This is a genomic window from Streptomyces sp. NPDC046909 (assembly GCF_040644695.1).
Taxonomy (GTDB): domain Bacteria; phylum Actinomycetota; class Actinomycetes; order Streptomycetales; family Streptomycetaceae; genus Streptomyces.
The window spans coordinates 29,182-48,182 of record NZ_JBEYXC010000020.1 but is presented as its reverse complement, the minus strand read 5'-3'; the positions used below and the strand labels follow the sequence as shown (position 1 = coordinate 48,182).

The 19,001-nt window shown below is 71.5% G+C and carries 18 protein-coding genes; 13 read left to right on the top strand and 5 right to left on the bottom strand.

Annotated elements, in window-relative coordinates; genetic code table 11:
• The first annotated feature begins 36 nt into the window (after nt 1-36).
• Entirely contained in the window at nt 37-1,269 is a 1,233-nt protein-coding gene (gene hemW / locus ABZ928_RS44600; protein ID WP_361532772.1) for a radical SAM family heme chaperone HemW, read from the top strand.
• A gap of 85 nt (nt 1,270-1,354) precedes the next feature.
• Here the strand turns inward: hemW and ABZ928_RS44595 are convergent, their stop codons facing one another.
• Nucleotides 1,355-2,158, bottom strand: coding sequence for a DUF3097 domain-containing protein (locus tag ABZ928_RS44595; RefSeq protein WP_361532769.1), 804 nt, complete (start codon nt 2,156-2,158; stop codon nt 1,355-1,357).
• Between the two features lie 31 nt (nt 2,159-2,189).
• Nucleotides 2,190-2,921, bottom strand: coding sequence for an MBL fold metallo-hydrolase (locus tag ABZ928_RS44590; RefSeq protein ID WP_361532766.1), 732 nt, complete (start codon nt 2,919-2,921; stop codon nt 2,190-2,192).
• A 151-nt stretch (nt 2,922-3,072) separates the two neighbouring features.
• Between ABZ928_RS44590 and hrcA the strand changes: the two genes are divergently transcribed.
• The 5 genes from hrcA (at nt 3,073) to ABZ928_RS44565 (ending at nt 7,646) form a co-directional block, all read left to right on the top strand.
• The gene (gene hrcA, locus ABZ928_RS44585) at nt 3,073-4,089 is read left to right on the top strand and encodes a heat-inducible transcriptional repressor HrcA (RefSeq protein ID WP_361532763.1); all 1,017 of its coding nucleotides are present in this window, start codon (nt 3,073-3,075) and stop codon (nt 4,087-4,089) included.
• Complete coding sequence (dnaJ, locus tag ABZ928_RS44580; RefSeq protein ID WP_361532760.1) at nt 4,090-5,226, top strand: molecular chaperone DnaJ; 1,137 nt, start codon at nt 4,090-4,092, stop codon at nt 5,224-5,226.
• A gap of 158 nt (nt 5,227-5,384) precedes the next feature.
• Complete coding sequence (locus ABZ928_RS44575) at nt 5,385-6,488, top strand: nitronate monooxygenase (RefSeq protein WP_361532757.1); 1,104 nt, start codon at nt 5,385-5,387, stop codon at nt 6,486-6,488.
• On the top strand, nt 6,485-7,237 hold the full coding sequence (locus tag ABZ928_RS44570; protein ID WP_361532754.1) for a 16S rRNA (uracil(1498)-N(3))-methyltransferase: 753 nt from the start codon (nt 6,485-6,487) through the stop codon (nt 7,235-7,237). The genes ABZ928_RS44575 and ABZ928_RS44570 overlap by 4 nt, the downstream gene beginning before the upstream one ends.
• A gap of 16 nt (nt 7,238-7,253) precedes the next feature.
• Nucleotides 7,254-7,646 (top strand): VOC family protein, encoded by a 393-nt coding sequence (locus tag ABZ928_RS44565; protein ID WP_361532751.1) that lies wholly within the window; start codon nt 7,254-7,256, stop codon nt 7,644-7,646.
• On the opposite strand, the gene ABZ928_RS44560 is transcribed toward ABZ928_RS44565, so the two are convergent.
• Complete coding sequence (locus ABZ928_RS44560) at nt 7,588-8,010, bottom strand: hypothetical protein (protein ID WP_361532748.1); 423 nt, start codon at nt 8,008-8,010, stop codon at nt 7,588-7,590. The two genes, ABZ928_RS44565 and ABZ928_RS44560, sit on opposite strands and share 59 nt — an antisense overlap.
• A 131-nt stretch (nt 8,011-8,141) precedes the next feature.
• Between ABZ928_RS44560 and ABZ928_RS44555 the strand changes: the two genes are divergently transcribed.
• The 5 genes from ABZ928_RS44555 to ABZ928_RS44535 are packed head-to-tail and all read left to right on the top strand — an operon-like array spanning nt 8,142 to nt 14,304.
• Entirely contained in the window at nt 8,142-8,681 is a 540-nt protein-coding gene (locus tag ABZ928_RS44555; RefSeq protein ID WP_361532745.1) for a hypothetical protein, read from the top strand.
• A 57-nt stretch (nt 8,682-8,738) separates the two neighbouring features.
• A complete protein-coding gene (locus ABZ928_RS44550; protein WP_361532742.1) occupies nt 8,739-11,951 on the top strand; it encodes a S41 family peptidase in 3,213 nt (1,070 codons plus the stop codon).
• A gap of 49 nt (nt 11,952-12,000) precedes the next feature.
• A complete protein-coding gene (locus ABZ928_RS44545; protein WP_361532739.1) occupies nt 12,001-12,354 on the top strand; it encodes a histidine triad nucleotide-binding protein in 354 nt (117 codons plus the stop codon).
• A gap of 6 nt (nt 12,355-12,360) precedes the next feature.
• Nucleotides 12,361-13,266: a ribonuclease Z gene (locus ABZ928_RS44540; RefSeq protein WP_361532736.1), complete on the top strand. Its 906-nt coding sequence runs from the start codon at nt 12,361-12,363 to the stop codon at nt 13,264-13,266.
• Nucleotides 13,267-13,311: 45 nt separating this feature from the next.
• A complete protein-coding gene (locus tag ABZ928_RS44535) occupies nt 13,312-14,304 on the top strand; it encodes an adenosine deaminase (RefSeq protein ID WP_361532733.1) in 993 nt (330 codons plus the stop codon).
• A gap of 46 nt (nt 14,305-14,350) precedes the next feature.
• Here the strand turns inward: ABZ928_RS44535 and ABZ928_RS44530 are convergent, their stop codons facing one another.
• Nucleotides 14,351-15,559 carry an MFS transporter gene (locus ABZ928_RS44530; protein WP_361532730.1) on the bottom strand — a complete coding sequence of 403 codons (1,209 nt, stop codon included), beginning with the start codon at nt 15,557-15,559 and terminating at the stop codon, nt 14,351-14,353.
• Nucleotides 15,560-15,781: 222 nt separating this feature from the next.
• Complete coding sequence (locus ABZ928_RS44525; protein ID WP_361532727.1) at nt 15,782-16,567, bottom strand: IclR family transcriptional regulator; 786 nt, start codon at nt 16,565-16,567, stop codon at nt 15,782-15,784.
• A gap of 149 nt (nt 16,568-16,716) precedes the next feature.
• Here ABZ928_RS44525 and ABZ928_RS44520 point away from each other — a divergent pair, with 149 nt between their 5' ends.
• Nucleotides 16,717-17,613 carry a 5-dehydro-4-deoxyglucarate dehydratase gene (locus ABZ928_RS44520; RefSeq protein WP_361533067.1) on the top strand — a complete coding sequence of 299 codons (897 nt, stop codon included), beginning with the start codon at nt 16,717-16,719 and terminating at the stop codon, nt 17,611-17,613.
• Complete coding sequence (locus ABZ928_RS44515) at nt 17,610-18,902, top strand: glucarate dehydratase family protein (RefSeq protein WP_361532724.1); 1,293 nt, start codon at nt 17,610-17,612, stop codon at nt 18,900-18,902. The genes ABZ928_RS44520 and ABZ928_RS44515 overlap by 4 nt, the downstream gene beginning before the upstream one ends.
• Nucleotides 18,903-19,001: the final 99 nt, after the last annotated feature.

Here is a 19,001-nt window from a genome sequence, read left to right as displayed (position 1 = left end):
CGGGGGGACTCCTCCCAGTGCTGGACAATGGACCGCATGCCTTCCGCACTCCCCGACGGCGAGCCCGTCCCCGACGACGGCACGCTCCCCGCGTCCGCCCTCGCCGGGTCCGCCGACCGCCCCCTCGGGTTCTATCTCCACGTCCCGTACTGCGCGACCCGCTGCGGCTACTGCGACTTCAACACCTACACGGCGACCGAGCTGCGCGGCACGGGCGGGGTGCTGGCCTCCCGCGACAACTACGCGGACACCCTCATCGACGAGATCCGCCTGGCCCGGAAGGTGCTGGGCGACGACCCGCGTCCCGTCCGTACGGTGTTCGTCGGGGGCGGTACGCCGACGCTGCTGGCCGCCGGCGATCTCGTACGGATGCTCGCGGCGATCCGCGACGAGTTCGGGCTCGCGCCGGACGCGGAGGTGACGACCGAGGCGAATCCGGAGTCGGTGAACCCGGCGTACCTCGCGACGCTGCGGCAGGGCGGCTTCAACCGGATCTCCTTCGGCATGCAGAGCGCGAAGCAGCATGTGTTGAAGGTGCTGGACCGTACGCATACGCCGGGCCGCCCGGAGGCGTGCGTGGCGGAGGCTCGGGCGGCGGGCTTCGAGCACGTCAACCTGGATCTGATCTACGGCACGCCGGGGGAGTCCGACGACGACTGGCGGGCCTCGCTGGAGGCGGCGATCGGGGCGGGCCCTGACCACGTCAGCGCGTATGCGTTGATCGTGGAGGAGGGGACGCAGCTGGCCCGTCGGATCCGGCGGGGTGAAGTGCCGATGACCGACGACGACGTCCACGCGGACCGGTATCTGATCGCCGAGGACGCGTTCTCGGCGGCGGGCTTCGACTGGTACGAGGTGTCCAACTGGGCCACCTCCGAGGCCGGGCGGTGCCTCCACAACGAGCTGTACTGGCGGGGCGCGGACTGGTGGGGGGCCGGGCCCGGAGCGCACTCGCATGTGGGCGGGGTGCGCTGGTGGAACGTCAAGCATCCCGGCGCGTACGCGGCCGCGCTGGCGGCGGGGAAGTCGCCGGGGGCGGGGCGTGAGCTGCTCTCGGACGAGGACCGGCGGGTCGAGCGGATCCTGCTGGAGCTGCGGCTTCGGGAGGGGGTGCCGCTGTCGCTGCTGCGGGAGGAGGGGCTGGCGGCTTCTCGGCGGGCGCTGTCGGAGGGGCTGCTGGATGGGGGGCCCTATGAGGAGGGGCGTGCCGTGCTTACCCTGCGGGGGCGGCTTCTGGCCGATGCGGTGGTGAGGGACCTCGTCGATTGAGTCTGCGGGCCGGTGGGGGCTGGTCGCGCAGTTCCCCGCGCCCCTTAGGTTGGTGCAGTGCGCCTGCGCCTATGAGCGCTCCGAGTTACGCCGTGACGAAATCGATCAGTTCCTCCACCCTTCCCAGCAGCTCTGGCTCCAGGTCCTTGTACGAGGTCACCCTCTTCAAGATCGCCTGCCACACCGCCCCCGTGTTCTCCGGCGGCCAGCCCAGCGCCCGGCACACGCCCGTCTTCCAGTCCTGCCCGTGCGGCACCCGCGGCCAGCCCGCGATGCCCAGGGACGACGGCTTCACCGCCTCCCAGATGTCGATGTACGGGTGGCCGACGACCAGGGCGTGCTCGCTCGTCACCGCCTCCGCGATGCGCCACTCCTTCGTGCCCGGCAGCAAGTGGTCCACGAGCACCCCCAGACGGGCGTCCGGGCCCGGCGCGAACTCCTCCACGATCCTCGGCAGGTCGTCGACGCCCTCCAGGTACTCCACGACCACGCCCTCGATGCGCAGGTCGTCGCCCCAGACCTTCTCGACCAGTTCGGCGTCGTGCCGGCCCTCGACGTAGATGCGCCCCGCGCGGGCCACGCGTGCGCGTGCGCCGGGGACGGCCACCGAGCCGGATGCCGTACGGGAGGGACGTACCGGCGTAATGCCTGTCGGGCGGACGAGCGTCACCACCCGGCCCTCCAGCAGGAAGCCCCTCGGCTCCAGCGGGAACACCCGGTGCTTGCCGAAGCGGTCCTCCAGGGTCACCGTGCCCGCCTCGCAGCGGATCACCGCGCCGCAGAAGCCGGTGCCGGGTTCCTCGACCACCAGGCCGGGCTCCGCCGGGACCTCGGGGACGGGCTTCGGCTTCTTCCAGGGCGGGGTCAGGTCGGCGGAGTACTGGCGCATTCGGATGACGATAGGAGAAGCCCCGGCCGACCTAGCGCGACACGCCGAACCTCGTGGCCAGGGCGTCGCGCTGGCGTCGTACGAAGGCCGCGTCCACCACCGCTCCGTGACCAGGCACGTACAGTGCGTCCTCGCCGCCCAGGTCCAACAACCTGTCGAGCGCGGCCGGCCAGTGGGACGGTACGGCGTCCGGGCCCGCCTGGGGTTCGCCGGACTCCTCGACCAGGTCGCCGCAGAAGACCACCTCGGGGGAGCCGGGGACGAGGACCGCGAGGTCGTGGGCGGTGTGGCCGGGGCCGACGTTCGCGAGGAGGACCTGGCGGCCGGTGCCGAGGTCGAGGGTCCACTCGCCGGAGACGTGGTGGCGGGGGCGGGGCAGCGCCGACACCGCCTCATCGGCGAGTGCCTCCTCCAGGCCGTTGCGGATCGCGTCCGAGCGCAGCTCCTCGCGCGCGTGGTGCTGGGCGAAGAGGGTGTCCATGCCCACCGGGGCGAACACCTCCGCGTCCGTGAACGCCGCTGCCCCGAACACGTGGTCGAAGTGGGGGTGTGTCAGCGCGAGATGGGTCACACGCCGGCCCGCGAGGGTCTCCGCCTGGGCGCGGATGCGCGCGCCCTCAGCCAGGCTCGACCCGGCGTCGATCACCAGAGCGGTACCCTCGCCGACGACCAGACCCGCCGTGCAGTCCCAGCCAGGGAGCCGGCACCGCCCGACCCCGGCCGCCACCCGCTCCCACCCCAGCTCTTCCCAAGTCACCGTCATACGGCGACGCTAGCCGTACGGGAGGCCGTGGCCGGACCGACCTTGCCGGGGCGGTACCCCACCGCCGTACACTGGGCCGGGGAACGCTGGCACTCGGATGTGAAGAGTGCCAGGCGAAGCGCCAAGGGAACGACCTCTGGAGGTGTGCGCGATGCTGAGTGAACGCAGGCTTCAGGTGCTGCGCGCCATCGTCCAGGACTATGTCGGCACCGAGGAGCCGGTCGGCTCCAAGGCGCTGACCGAGCGGCACAGCCTCGGTGTCTCGCCGGCGACGATCCGCAACGACATGGCGGCCCTGGAGGACGAGGGGTTCATCGCCCAGCCGCACACCAGCGCCGGGCGGATCCCCACCGACAAGGGCTACCGGCTCTTCGTCGACAAGCTCGCCGGCGTCAAGCCGATGACCGCGCCCGAGCGGCGGGCCATCCAGAACTTCCTCGACGGCGCCGTCGATCTCGATGATGTCGTCGCGCGGACGGTACGGCTGCTCGCTCAGCTCACCCGGCAGGTCGCCGTCGTGCAGTATCCGTCGCTGACCCGGTCCACCGTCCGGCATGTGGAGCTGCTCTCGCTCGCCCCCGCGCGCGTGATGCTCGTCCTCATCACGGACACCGGGCGGGTCGAGCAGCGCATGGTCGACTGCCCGGCGCCCTTCGGAGAGGCCTCGCTGGCCGATCTGCGGGCGCGGCTGAACAGCAGGGTCGCGGGACGCCGTTTCGCGGATGTGCCGCACCTGGTGGAGGACCTGCCGGAGGGCTTCGACATCGAGGACCGCGGCACCGTCTCGACCGTGCTCTCCACCCTGCTGGAGACACTCGTCGAGGAGAACGAGGAGCGGTTGATGATCGGCGGCACCGCCAATCTCACCCGCTTCGGACATGACTTCCCCCTCACTATCCGACCGGTGCTCGAAGCCCTTGAGGAGCAGGTCGTGCTTCTCAAGTTGCTTGGTGAGGCCGGGGATTCGGGCATGACCGTACGCATCGGTCATGAGAACGCCTATGAGGGACTCAACTCCACGTCCGTCGTGTCGGTCGGCTACGGTTCGGGCGGCGAGGCAGTCGCCAAGCTCGGCGTGGTCGGACCGACCCGCATGGATTACCCGGGAACGATGGGAGCGGTACGCGCAGTGGCACGGTACGTCGGACAGATCCTGGCGGAGTCGTAAGTGGCCACGGACTACTACGCCGTTCTCGGCGTGCGCCGCGACGCGTCGCAGGATGAGATCAAGAAGGCGTTCCGTCGGCTCGCACGCGAGCTGCACCCGGACGTCAACCCGGATCCGAAGACCCAGGAGCGGTTCAAGGAGATCAACGCCGCTTACGAGGTGCTGTCGGACCCGCAGAAGAAGCAGGTCTACGACCTCGGCGGCGACCCGCTCTCGCAGGCCGGCGGCGGTGGCGCGGGCGGCTTCGGGGCCGGTGGGTTCGGGAACTTCTCGGACATCATGGACGCGTTCTTCGGTACGGCCTCGCAGCGCGGTCCGCGGTCGCGGACCCGGCGTGGCCAGGACGCGATGATCCGGCTGGAGATCGAGCTCGACGAGGCGGCCTTCGGCACCACGAAGGACATCCAGGTCGACACCGCGATCGTCTGCTCCACCTGTAGCGGTGAGGGCGCGGCGCCGGGGACCTCGGCCCAGACATGTGACATGTGCCGCGGTCGCGGTGAGGTGTCGCAGGTGACGCGGTCCTTCCTGGGCCAGGTCATGACGTCCCGGCCGTGTCCGCAGTGCCAGGGGTTCGGGACGGTCGTTCCGACGCCGTGCCCCGAGTGCGCGGGCGACGGTCGCGTACGGTCGCGCCGTACCCTCACGGTCAAGATCCCGGCCGGTGTCGACAACGGCACGCGGATCCAGCTCGCCGGTGAGGGCGAGGTCGGGCCCGGTGGCGGTCCGGCCGGTGACCTGTACGTCGAGATCCACGAACTGCCGCACGCGATGTTCCAGCGGCGCGGCGACGATCTGCACTGCACGGTGACGATCCCGATGACGGCGGCGGCGCTCGGCACGAAGGTGCCGCTGGAGACGCTCGACGGCATGGAGGAGGTCGACATCCGTCCCGGCACCCAGTCCGGGCAGTCGATCCCGCTGCACGGCCGCGGTGTCACGCATCTGCGGGGCGGCGGCCGCGGCGACCTCATCGTCCACGTCGAGGTCCAGACCCCGAACAAGCTCGACCCCGAGCAGGAGCGCCTGCTGCGGGAACTGGCGAAGCTGCGCGGCGAGGAGCGGCCCACGGGGCAGTTCCAGCCGGGGCAGCAGGGGTTGTTCTCGCGGCTGAAGGACGCCTTCAACGGTCGATGACGGGAGCGCGGAAACGGTCGCCGAGTGCGGGTGCGGGTAGCCGGATTTCACTGGTCCTCGACCAGTGGTCAGGGCCCTCACCCGCCGCCCATTCCCCTGGCCTATGCCAGCGGAAGGCCGGATTCGGACTTGTTCGGAGGACGTGACAACATGCGGTCATGTCCTCCGCGCTGACCGATCTCTTCCCCTATCCGATCGTGCAGGCCCCCATGGCGGGCGGCGTCTCCGTGCCGCAGCTCGCCGCCGCCGTGTCCGACGCCGGGGGGCTCGGGTTCCTCGCCGCCGGGTACAAGACCGCGGACGGGATGTACCAGGAGATCAAGCAGCTGCGGGGGCTCACCGGGCGCCCCTTCGGGATCAACCTCTTCATGCCGCAGCCGGAGTATGCCGATCCCGCCGCCGTGGAGGTCTACGCGCACCAGCTCGCCGGCGAGGCCGCCTGGTACGAGACCGAGCTCGGCGACCCCGACAGCGGCCGGGACGACGGATACGACGCCAAGCTCGCCGTGCTCCTCGACAACCCCGTGCCGGTTGTGTCGTTCCACTTCGGCGCGCCCACCCCCGACGTCCTCGAATCCCTCCGCCGCGTCGGCACCTTCACCCTCGTCACCGCGACCACCCCGGAGGAGGCCCTCGCGGTGCAGCGGGCCGGCGCGGACGCGGTCATCGCGCAGGGCGTGGAGGCGGGCGGACACCAAGGAACCCATCGGGACGTCCCCGACAGCGACGGCGCCGGGATCGGGCTGCTCTCCCTCGTCGCCCAGATCCGCGAGACCGTCGGCATCCCGGTCGTCGCCGCCGGTGGCATCATGCGCGGCAGCCAGATCGCCGCCGTCCTCGCCGCCGGGGCGAGCGCCGCCCAGCTCGGCACCGCCTTCCTCGCCACCCCCGAGTCCGGTGCCGCCGCCGTGCACAAGGAGGCGCTCACCAACCCCCTGTTCGTCCGCACCGAGTTGACCCGCGCCTTCTCCGGCCGCCCCGCCCGCGGCCTCGTCAACCGCTTCCTGCGCGAGCACGGCCGCTACGCCCCCGCCGCCTACCCCGAGGTCCACCACCTCACCTCACCGCTGCGCAAGTCCGCCGCCAAGGCCAAGGACGCGCAGGGCATGGCGCTGTGGGCCGGACAGGGCCACCGCATGGCACGCGACCTGCCCGCCGGGCAGCTCGTGGAGGTCCTGGCCGGTGAACTCGCCGCCGCGAGGACAGCGTTGTCGGTCTTCCCCGAGTTCCCTGAGTTCCCGGAAGGCGGTGACGTCCGATGACGGCTCCCGTGTTCGTCGTCGAGCACTTCGCCGACTCCGGCCCCGGCGGACGCTATGTCCTGGACGGTCCCGAGGGCCGCCACGCCGTCTCCGTGAAGCGGCTCGCGCCCGGCGAGGACGTCATCCTCACCGACGGCACCGGCCGCTGGGCCGACTGCGTGGTGCTCGGCACCGAGGGCAAGGACCGGTTGATCGTCCAGCTGGACACGGTCGCCGAGGAGCCGCCCGAGGAACCCCGCATCACCGTCGTCCAGGCCCTCCCCAAGGGCGACCGCGGTGAACTCGCCGTCGAGACCATGACGGAGACCGGCGTCGACGCGATCGTGCCCTGGCAGGCGGCCCGCTGTATCACCCAGTGGAAGGGCGACCGCGGCCTGAAGGCCCTCGCCAAATGGCGGGCCACCGCCCGCGAGGCCGGCAAGCAGTCCCGCCGGGTGCGCTTCCCCGAGATCGCCGACCTCGCCACCACCAAGCAGGTCGCCGCGCTCCTCGCCGAGGCCGACTTCGCCGCCGTCCTCCACTCCGACTTCGAGAACGCAAGCGCGCCCCTCGCCACCGCCGAACTCCCCACCGAGGGCGAGATCGTGCTGGTCGTCGGCCCCGAAGGGGGCGTCGCCAAGGACGAGTTGGCGCTGTTCACGGAAGCGGGGGCGAAGCCGTACGTCCTGGGGCGTAGCGTGCTGCGTACGTCGACCGCCGGGACCGCGGCCACCGCCGTGCTCCTGGCCCGCACCGGCCGCTGGTCCTGACACCGAGGGGAACCTCTTGGAACTCGCTCAAGTCCGGCTGCTCGTCACCGACTTCCCCCTCTGCTACCGCTTCTACGCCGAAGTCCTCGGCCTCAAGCCGCAGTCGGGGGCGACCGAGGGGCCGTACGAGAAGTTCAGCCCCGCGACCGGCTCCGCCGGGATCGCCCTCCAGGACCGGGCCATGATGGCGGGGATCCTGGGGGAGCTGGGCGACGAGGCCAGCGGGCACCGGTCGTTGGTCGTGCTGCGCGTCGACGACCTCGACGGTTACTGCGCGCAGATCGTCGAGCGGGGTGCCGTCCTGCTGCACGGGCCCGCACCCATGACCGACCGGATGCGGGTCGCCCACCTCAAGGACCCGGAGGGGAACCTGGTGGAGTTGCAGGAGTGGCTGCTGCTGCGCGCTTGAGATCGACGGCCGCCTCGACGGCGTAGAAGAGGTCCCAGCCGTCCAACTCCCGGTCGCCGGGCCGCAGCAGACCGCGCCGGGTCGCTTCGTCGAGCAGGGCGCGTACGACGGCGGGCTCGCGGAGATTGATCCCGCTGCCCCGGCCGTCGACCGCGCAGCCCTGGAACCAGATGTCGCCCTCGGAGACGTACCGGCCCGAGCCTGCGCCGCCCGCTCGGAAGACGAACCGGGTGCGGTCGCCGTCCCGGTGCAGGGTGACGGTGTCGCGCCAGACGCCGTCGGCGCCCTTCGTCTGGCGGAAGTTCCACAGGTACGCCGTGTTCTCGTCCACGACGAGTCGGCGGAGGCGGCGGTCGTTGCGCATACCGGCACGTTAGGCGGACGGACACCGCCCGGTCTCCGGGTTTTCCGCGGGCGTCGATCTTCACTCGATTGTGGGATGAGTGTCCCAATGCGCTCTACCGCGTCGGGCGGGACAGTGGGAAGCTGCCCTCCATGGGGGCATTCAGGAGGTTTTGGCAGCAGCGAGGCCGCCGCGGGCGGCGGGTCGCCGCCGGTGCCGCCCTTGCCGTCGTCGCCGTCGGCGGGGCCGTCGCCTGTGATCCGGCGGGGCTGAGTTCCGCGTCCGTGGCGTACACCACCGACCAGACCGTGACACGGGAGCTGAACCGGCAGAAGGCCGAGGTGCAGTGGCTGACCTGCCACGCCACCTACGGCAACCGGCCCACGCCCACCGCGACCGAGAACGCCGTCGCCGAGGTCACCTGCACGGGCGAGACCACCGACGGCAAGGACATCGACGTCCACGGGAAGATCACCCGGGTCGTCAACGGGCAGTGCGTCCGCGGCGAGTTGACGGCGAAGATCGACGGCAAGCAGTGGTTCCAGGTCAACGGCCTGGGCAACTGCAACGCCTCGCCCGAGCCCAACAACCCGGGCGGCAACGGAGGGCCCGAGGCCACCGTCACCGTGACCGTCACGGAGACCATCTGGTGCGACAAGTACCCGGACTGCCGGCCCGTCCAGGGCAAGTGACCGCCAAGTGATCCAAAGCCCTGTCCGACGGCGACCGCCCCTGCATAGGCTGACCGGGTGACACAGCCCGCGACGCCCTCGTACATCCGATTCCCGCACCTGCACGGCGACTTGGTGGCCTTCACCGCCGAGGACGACGTATGGATCGCCCCCCTCGACGGCGGCCGGGCCTGGCGGGTCAGCGCCGACAACGTCCCGGTCTCCACCCCGCGCATCTCGCCCGACGGCACCACCGTCGCCTGGACCTCCACCCGGGACGGCGCCCCCGAGGTGCACATCGCCCCGGTCGACGGCGGACCCGCGAAACGCCTGACCCACTGGGGGAGTTGGCGCACCCAGGTACGCGACTGGACCCCCGACGGACAGGTCCTCGCGATCACCACCCACGGCCAGGCGAGCCTGCGCCGTTCCTGGGCACACGCCGTCCCGCTCGACGGAGGGCCCTCCAGCGTCCTGCCGTACGGGCCCGTCGGCGGGGTCGCGTTCGGGCCGAGCACCGTGCTGCTGTCCGCGCCGATGGGCCGCGAGGCCGCCTGGTGGAAGCGGTACCGGGGCGGCACCGCGGGCAAGCTTTGGATCGACCGGGACGTCCGCGACGGGGAAGGCGCCGGGGAGTTCGTACGGCTGCATGAGGACCTCGACGGGAACATCGAGTTCCCGGTGTGGGCCGGGGAGCGGATCGGGTTTCTCTCCGACCACGAAGGCGTCGGCGCGCTGTACTCCTCCCTCGCCGACGGGTCCGATCTGCGGCGGCACACCCCGCTCGACGGCTTCTACGCCCGGCACGCGGCCGGTGACGGCACCCGGGTCGTCTATGTCTCCGCCGGTGAACTGTGGCTCCTGGACGACCTGGAGGGCGCCGAGCCGCGCCGGCTCGACATCCGGCTCGGCGGACAGCGCACCGACCGGCAGCCCTTCCCCGTGGACGCCGCCGGCTGGTTCGGCTCCGCCGCCCCCGACCACACCGCGCGCGGCAGCGCGGTCGGCGTCCGGGGTGCCGTGCACTGGGTCACTCACCGCTCGGGTCCGACCCGGACGCTGGCGGCCCAGCCCGGCGTACGGGCCCGGCTGCCCCGCACCTTCCGCACGGAGGGCGAGGAGTGGGTGGTGTGGGTGACGGACGCCGAGGGCGACGACGCCCTGGAGTTCGCGCCCGCCACCGGCCTCGCCCCCGGCGCCACCCCGCGCCGCCTCGCCGCCGGACAGCTCGGCCGGGTCCTCGGCCTCGCCATGGCACCCGACGGCAGCCGGGCCGCCGTCGCCGCGCACGACGGACGCGTCCTGCTCGTCGAGCGGGAGACCGGCGAGGTCCGGGAGGTCGACCGCAGCGCGGACGGAGACGTCTCCGGCCTCGTCTTCTCACCCGACTCGGCGTGGCTCGCCTGGTCGCACCCCGGCCCGCGCCCGCTGCGCCAGCTCCGCCTTGCCAACACCACCGACCTGTCGGTCACCGAGGCGACCCCGCTCCGCTTCCAGGACTACGCGCCCACCTTCACCCTGGACGGCAAGCACCTCGCCTTCCTCTCGACCCGCTCCTTCGACCCCGTCTACGACGAGCACGTCTTCGACCTCGCCTTCGTCGTCGGCGACCGCCCGCACCTGATCACCCTCGCCGCGACCACGCCCTCGCCGTTCGGCCCGCAGCGGCACGGCCGCCCCTTCGAGGCACCCGACAAGGACGAGACCCCCGACAGCGAGGGCACCCGGGCCACCCGGATCGACCTCGAAGGCCTCGCCGACCGGATCGTGCCGTTCCCGGTGGAGGCGGCCCGCTACTCCAACCTGCGCGCCGCCAAGGACGGCGTGCTGTGGCTGCGCCACCCCGTCCAGGGCGTCCTCGGCTCCTCCCGGGCCACCCCCGACGACCCCGACCCCAAGACCGAGCTGGAGCGCTACGACCTCGCCCAGCAGCGCCTGGAGCATCTCGCCGCCGACGCCGACCACTTCGCCGTCAGCGGCGACGGCAAACGGATCCTGCTGTGGACCGACGGGCGGCTGAAGGTCGTCCCCAGCGACCGGCGCGCCGCCGACGACGACGGCGACACCAACATCACCGTCGACCTCTCCCGGATCCGGCAGACCGTCGACCCGTCGGCCGAGTGGCGGCAGATGTACGAGGAGACCGGCCGCATCATGCGGGACCACTTCTGGCGCCCCGACATGAGCGGCGTCGACTGGACCGGCGTCCTCGACCGCTACCGCCCGGTCGTGGACCGCGTCGCCACCCACGACGATCTCGTCGACCTCCTGTGGGAGGTGCAGGGCGAACTCGGCACCTCCCACGCCTACGTCGTCCCGCGCGGCGGCCACGGGCACGGGCCCCGGCAGGGGCTGCTCGGCGCGGACCTCTCCCGCCACGAGGACGGCAGCTGGCGGATCGACCGGATCCTGCCCACCGAGACCTCCGACCCCGACGCCCGCTCCCCGCTCGCCGCACCCGGCGTCGCGGTACGCGCCGGGGACGCGATCGTGGCCGTCGGCGGAGTCCCCGTCAACCCGGTCACCGGCCCCGCGCCCCTCCTCGTCGGCACCGCGGGCAAGCCGGTCGAGCTGACCGTCTCCCCGGCCGGCGGGGGCGAGGTGCGGCACACCGTCGTCGTACCGATCTCCGACGAGGAACCGCTGCGCTACCACGCCTGGGTCACCGACCGCCGCGCCTACGTCCACGAGAGGTCGGGCGGCCGCCTCGGCTATCTCCACGTCCCCGACATGCAGGCCCCCGGCTGGGCCCAGATCCACCGCGACCTGCGCGTCGAGGTGGCCCGCGAGGGACTCGTCGTCGACGTCCGGGAGAACCGCGGCGGCCACACCTCCCAGCTGGTCGTGGAGAAACTGGCCCGGCGGATCGTCGGCTGGGCGCTGCCGCGCGGGATGCGGGCGTACAGCTACCCGCAGGACGCGCCTCGCGGTCCGGTCGTCGCCGTGGCGAACGAGTTCTCCGGCTCCGACGGCGACATCGTCAACGCGGCCATCAAGGCGCTCGGCATCGGCCCGGTCGTCGGCACGCGCACGTGGGGCGGGGTGATCGGCATCGACAGCCGCTACCGGCTCGTCGACGGCACCCTGATCACCCAGCCCAAGTACGCGTTCTGGCTGGAGGGTTACGAGTGGGGCGTCGAGAACCACGGCGTCGACCCGGACGTCGAGGTCGTCCAGCGTCCCCAGGACCACGCCGCCGGCCGGGACGTCCAGCTGGACGAGGCCGTGAGGCTGGCTCTGGAGGCGCTGGAGAACAGCCCGGCCAAGACCCCGCCCGGACTGCCCGCCTAGGCCCTCCTGGTTACGATGCCCCCACACCCGCGACCCGAAGGGACACCACATGCCAGGGGAACCGCAGGACGACTGCCTGTTCTGCAAGATCGCCGAAGGGCACATTCCCGCGACGATCGTCCGTGAGACGGACACGACCGTCGCCTTCCGGGACATCAACCCCCAGGCACCCACCCACGTCCTGGTGATCCCCAAGGTCCACTACGAGAACGCCGCCGCCCTCGCCACCGGCGAGCCGGCCATCGCCGCCGACCTGCTCCGCGAGGCGCAGACCGTCGCCGACGAGGACAAGCTGGAGAGCTACCGCATCGTCTTCAACACCGGCGCCGGCGCCGGCCAGACCGTCTTCCACGCCCACGCGCACGTCCTCGGCGGCCGCGGCCTGGAATGGCCCCCCGGGTAAACCACCGTGTCCGTACGTGAATTGGTGGTCCTCGGCACCGCCAGCCAGGTCCCCACCCGCCATCGCAACCACAACGGCTACCTCCTCCGCTGGGACGGCGAGGGCATCCTCTTCGACCCCGGCGAGGGCACCCAGCGGCAGATGCTGCGGGCGGGCGTCGCCGCGCACGACCTGAACCGGATCTGCGTCACGCACTTCCACGGCGACCACTCGCTCGGGCTCGCCGGCGTCATCCAGCGCATCAACCTCGACCGGGTCCCGCACGAGATCACGGCCCACTACCCCCAGTCCGGCCAGCGCTTCTTCGACCGGCTGCGGTACGCCACCGCGTACCGGGAGACGGTCGAGCTCACCCAGGCGCCGGTGAGCGAGGACGGCGTGCTGGGCACGTCCTCGTCCTACGTGCTGGAGGCGCGCAAGCTCTCCCACCCCGTCGAGTCGTACGGCTATCTCGTCGCCGAACCCGACGGGCGCCGCATGCTGCCCGACCGCCTCGCCGCGCACGGCATCAAGGGGCCGGACGTGGGGCGGATCCAGCGGGAAGGGGCCGTCGGCGGGGTCTCGCTGGAGGACGTCAGCGAGGTGCGGCGCGGGCAGCGGTTCGCGTTCGTCATGGACACCCGGCTGTGCGACGGGGTGTACGCCCTGGCGGAGCAGTGCGACATGCTCGTCATCGAGTCGACGTTCCTGGACGAGGACACGCACCTGGCGGTCGAGCACGGGCATCTGACCGCCGGGCAGGCGGCGGCGGTCGCGCGCGAGGCGGGCGTACGGCATCTCGTGCTCACGCACTTCAGCCAGCGCTACACCGACCCCGACGAGTTCGAACGGCAGGCACGGGCCGCGGGGTTCGAGGGGGAGCTGACCGTCGCCCACGACCTTCTGCGGGTGCCGCTGCCCAAACGGCGCTGAAGCGGGGATTCCGGTACGTCGGGGAAACACCCGTACGATGCTGCGATGCCTCTCCCCAAAGCTGAACTGCACCTCCACATCGAAGGCACGCTGGAGCCCGAGCTCGCGTTCGCGCTGGCCGCCCGCAACGGCGTCGAGCTGCCGTACGCCGACACGGACGCGCTCCGCAAGGCGTACCGGTTCGAGGACCTCCAGTCCTTTCTGAACCTGTACTACGAGCTCATGGCCGTCCTGCGCACCGAGCGCGACTTCGAGGACCTCGCCAACGCCTACCTCGCCCGTGCCGCCGCCCAGGGCGTCCGGCACGCCGAGATCTTCTTCGACCCGCAGGCGCACATCGCGCGCGGCGTGGAGATGGGCACGGTCGTGGAAGGGCTGTGGCGGGCGCTCGGCAGCAGCGAGGCGAACCACGGTGTCTCCACGCAGCTGATCCTCTGCTTCCTGCGGGACGAGTCCGCCGAGTCCGCCCTTGAGACGCTGGAGGCCGCGAAGCCGTACCTCGACCGGATCGTGGGTGTCGGGCTCGACTCCGCCGAGGTGGGGCATCCTCCGGTGAAGTTCCGGGAGGTGTACGAGGCCGCCGCGGCGCTCGGGCTGCGGCGGGTCGCCCACGCGGGGGAGGAGGGGCCGCCCTCCTACATCGTCGAGGCGCTGGACGTGCTCGGGGTCGAGCGGATCGACCACGGGCTGCGGTGCATGGAGGATCCCGAGCTGGTGGCGCGGCTGGTGCGGGAGCGGGTGCCGTTGACGTTGTGCCCGTTGTCCAATGTGCGGCTGCGGACGGTTGATGTGCTGGGAGATCATCCGTTGCCGGCGATGTTGGAGGCGGGGTTGGTGTGCACGGTCAACTCCGACGACCCGGCCTATTTCGGGGGGTACGCCGGGGACAACTTCGACGCGGTGCGCTCGGCGTTGGGCCTGGGCGAGGAGCGGTTGCGGGAGTTGGCCCGGAACTCGTTTGTCGCGTCCTTCCTGGAGCATGACGAGGAGCGGCGCGAGCGATATCTGGCGGAGGTTGAGGCGTACGAGTTTTCGTAGTCGTCTGCGGGGGTGTGGGGGCTGGTCGCGCAGTTCCCCGCGCCCCTTAGCGGGGCGCTACGGCTGCCGTTTCGTATGCGGTTCGGGTTGGGACAGTGGAGGTCTCGACCGTGATTTCGACCACCGGCATGGTGCGGGTGGTCGCCCTCCGTGCTACCGCCGTCATGGGGACGGCTATCAGCAGCAGGATTGCCGCCAGGACCGCGCCCATCGTCGGGAAGCCTGCCTGGGCCGAGAGGAGGCTTCCTGCGAGGGGGCCCGCTGCTGTGCCCAGGGATGAGGCCGAGCCCACCAGGACCGCCCATCTGCCCTTGGGGTCCAGAGAGGCGGCCAGGCCTATGACGTACGACAGGACGATCGGGTAGAGCAGGTTCCAGGCGATCTCGCCGGTGGCGAAGGTCGTGAGGTCCGTCGCGGAGGCGCTCAGGACTATGCATGCGGTGATCAGGGCCGTGCCGGCGCCGATGGGGAGGGCGTAGCCGAGGCGGGGGCCCAAGGCGCCTGCTCCGATGACTCCCAGGAGGCCTGCGCCCAGGGCGATCGCGAAGACCGCGCCTACGGTGGCCTCGGTCAGGTGGGCCTGGGTGAGGCCGATGCGGCCGCTGACGCCCCAGAGGGCGTTCTGGGCGAGGGACCAGCAGGGGAGGGTGGCGGCGAGGATCAGGCCGGCGCGGAGGTGGGGGAGCGGGGACTTCGGGCGGCGGGTCTCCGGGGTGGCCGTGTGGAGGGGGAGACGGGTCGTCAGGGGCCAGGCTGCCAGCGCCGTCAGGGCGATCGCTGCCAGGGGCTGGCCGTGGCCCTGGCCCAGGTGCGGGACGGTCAGGTAGACGGCGCCCGCCAGGGCCGAGACGCAGAGCAGGCCCAGCGTGGTCGTGCGGTGAGGGTCGCGCTGGGCGGCGATGCCGGTGGCGGCGACCGAGGTGGCCGTGCCGGAGCCGAATCCGCCGAGCATCGCGCCTACGACGACCAGGGCGACGGTGCTGCTCAGGGCGGCGCAGCCGTAGCCGGCGGCGGCGAGGGCGAGGCCGATGCGGGCGAGTCTCCGGGCGCCGACGCGGTCGACCCGCGACGCCAGCAGGAAGCCCGCCGACGCCGAACTCAGCAGCAGCGCACTGCCTACGGCGCCCGCCTCGGAGGCGGTGAGGGGGAGCCCCGAGTCGAGGCGGCCGACGGTGGTCGGCATCAGGTAGGGGGCCAGGTACCCGGCCGTGAAAAGGGCGACGAGAGGCCAGGCGGTGGTGCGGGGGGCGGACACGGGCGTTCCCAGGGCATGCGAAAGAAGCGGCTCGAAAAGGGGGTTGGGCGACGACCGTCGACGGACAGGAACGCGCGGGCAATTTGTATCAAGCACGCGGTTCGAGAAGAAGAGTGGGGGGTGTGATCTGGGGCACCTTGAGTTTCGGGTGCGGGGGAGGGGGTAGGCGAGACCGCTTTCGGGCGCCTGATCTCGGTCCCGTTCCGCTCGTGATCAGTACACCTAGCGCCAGCGGACCGCCGCGCCGCCCGTCGTTGGTACCGTCGCCTCGATCTTGGCTCTGATCTCGCGCATCACCGCGATGATCTGTTCCTCGTGGTCCGGGGTCAGGCGGGCGATCGGGACCGAGCAGCTGATGGCGTCCTGGGCGGGGGAGTCGTAGCGGAGGGCGAAGCCGAAGCCGACGATGCCGAGGACGCCTTCCTCGCGGTCGACGGAGTGGCCGCGGGTGCGGATCTCGGCCAAGTCGGCGGTGAGGGTGTCGCGGGTGGTGTGGGTGTTGGGGGTCAGGGACGCGTAGGGGGCGGGCGGGAGCTCGGCGTCGGGGCGTTCGGCCAGGAGGGCCTTGCCCAGGGCTCCCGCGTGGGCCGGGAGGCGGCGGCCGACCCGGCTGATCGTGCGCAGGTACTCGTGGGACTCGCGGGTGGCCAGGTAGGCGACGTCGTGGCCGTCCAGGCGGCCCATGTGGATCGTCTCGCCGAGTGCCTCGGACGCCTCGTCCAGGTAGGGGCGTACGACGCGGACGCGCGGGTCGGAGTCCAGGTAGCTGGTGCCGGTCAGCAGGGCGTGGATGCCGATGCCGTAGAGGGAGCCGGTGACGTCGGTGCGGACCCAGCCTCGGGAGATCAGGGTCTGGAGCAGCGCGTACATCGAGCTGCGCGGCACCTCCAGCCCGTCGGCCAGCTCCTGGAGGCGGGCGGGGCGGTCTCCGCGTGCGGCCAGCACTTCCAGCAGTTCGACCGTCCGCGCGGCCGACTTCACTTCGCGCACGCCCCCTGTCTCTGACATGTGCCGATCGTAATCCGAGGTGGTGGGCCATTGACGGTTCGTGTTCGTGTATCTAATCTCCATCTCTATATGTGGATTACGTCTACATGGGGAGATGAGTGATAGTGAGTCGCGATACGGGGCCCGTGGTGCGGCGGCTGCGCGAGGGCATGGCGGGCGGCGTGCTGTCGTTCCCGCTGACCAGCTTCCACGCCGACGGCTCGCTCGATCCGGACGGCTTCCGCGCCCATGTCGCCGCGCAGATCGCCACTTCGCCCGGTGCCGTCTTTCCCGCCTGCGGCACCGGTGAGTTCTTCTCGCTGGACGAGGACGAGTACCGGACCGTCGTCTCGGTGGCCGTCGAGGAGGCCGGCGGGCGGGTGCCCGTCGTCGCCGGGATCGGGTACGGCTGGGCGCAGGCCGTCCGGTTCGCGCGGATCGCCGAGGAGGCCGGCGCCGACGCGCTGCTCGTGCTGCCGCACTACCTCGTCGCCGCGCCGCAGGAGGGGCTCGTACGGCAGGTCGAGGAGATCGCCGCGCGGACCCCGCTGCCGCTCATCGCCTATCAGCGCGGCCAAGTCGCCTTCGGCGCCGAGGCGTTCCGGCGGCTCGCCGCCCTCCCCACCGTCATCGGCCTCAAGGACGGGCACAGCGACCTCGACCGGCTCCAGCGCCTCACCCTTGCTGCCCCCGACGGCTTCCTCTTCTTCAACGGCGCCGCCACCGCCGAGATCCAGGCCCGCGCCTACGCCGCCGTCGGTGTCCCCGCCTACTCATCCGCCGTGCACGCCTTCGCGCCGGAGATCGCGAACGCCTTCTTCGGCGCGTTGAAGGGCGGTGAGGAGGGGACGGTCGAGAAGCTGCTCCGTGACTTCTACGTCCCGCTCGTCGAACTCCGTGACCGTGTGCCCGGGTACGCGGTGTCGCTGGTCAAGGCCGCGGCTCGGCTGCGGGGGCGGCCGGTGGGGCCCGTGCGTGCGCCTCTCGCCGACCCCTCCGCCGCCGATCTGGGCGATCTGAAGCACCTGCTCGTCACCGGACTCGATCTCGTAGGAGCCACCCTGTGAACCTCACCATCACGGACGTACGGCTCACGCCGATCCTCGTCGCCGATCCGCCGCTGCTCAACACGCAGGGGGTGCACCAGCCGTACACCCCTCGGCTGATCGTGGAGGTGGAGACCGCGGACGGGGTGACGGGGGTCGGTGAGACGTACGGCGACACCAAGTATCTGGAGTTGGCCCGGCCGTTCGCGGCGAAGCTGGTGGGGCGTCAAGTGTCCGATCTGAACGGGTTGTTCACGGTCGCGGAGGAGGTCGCCGTCGACTCGTCGCGGGTCGCCGGGCAGGTCGATGTCGGGGGGCTGCGGGGGGTGCAGACCGCGGACAAGCTGCGGCTGTCCGTCGTCTCCGGGTTCGAGGTCGCCTGTCTCGACGCGCTCGGCAAGGCGCTCGGGCTGCCCGTGCACGCGCTGCTCGGGGGGAAGGTGCGGGACTCCGTCGAGTACAGCGCCTATCTGTTCTACAAGTGGGCCGATCATCCCTCGGGCGTCGCCGCCTGTGAGAAGGACGATTGGGGCGCCGCTCTCGATCCGGCCGGGGTGGTGGCGCAGGCGCGGTTGTTCAAGGAGCGGTACGGGTTCACCTCCTTCAAGCTCAAGGGGGGTGTGTTTCCGCCGGACGAGGAGATCGCGGCGGTGCGGGCGCTGGCCGAGGCGTTCCCTGGGCATCCGCTGCGGCTTGATCCCAACGGGGCCTGGAGTGTGGCTACTTCGCTGAGGGTGGCGGAGGAGTTGGGGGAGGTGCTGGAGTATCTGGAGGATCCCGCGCTCGGTACCGCCGCCATGGCTGAGGTGTCCGCGGGGACGGATGTGCCGCTCGCCACGAATATGTGCGTGACCACCTTCGCGGAGATCTCGGAGGCGTTCGCCAAGGATGCCGTTCAGGTGGTGCTGTCGGATCACCATTACTGGGGTGGGTTGCGGAACACTCAGCAACTTGCGGCTATTTGCCGGACGTTCGGGGTGGGGGTGTCCATGCACTCCAACACGCATCTGGGGATCTCGTTGGCCGCGATGACTCATGTGGCGTCGACGGTGCCGAATCTTCAGCATGCCTGTGACTCGCACTATCCGTGGCAGCCGGAGGATGTGCTGACCTCTCGGCTTTCGTTCGAGGGGGGTCGGGTGGCGGTGTCGGACGCGGCTGGGCTCGGGGTCGAACTCGATCGGGAGAAGGTGGAGTTTCTGCATCGGCGGTGGGTCGAGGACGACGGGGGGATGCGGGAGCGGGATGACGCGGCGGCCATGCGGGTCGCTGAGCCGGGGTGGGTCACGCCGGGCGTGCCTCGCTGGTAGTCCTGGCTTTTCCTCGCCCCCGCCGCCCCTACCCGTCCCATCCCCAGGGGCTGCCGCCCCTTCGACCCCGCCCTTCCTGGGGGCTGCGTCCCCAGACCC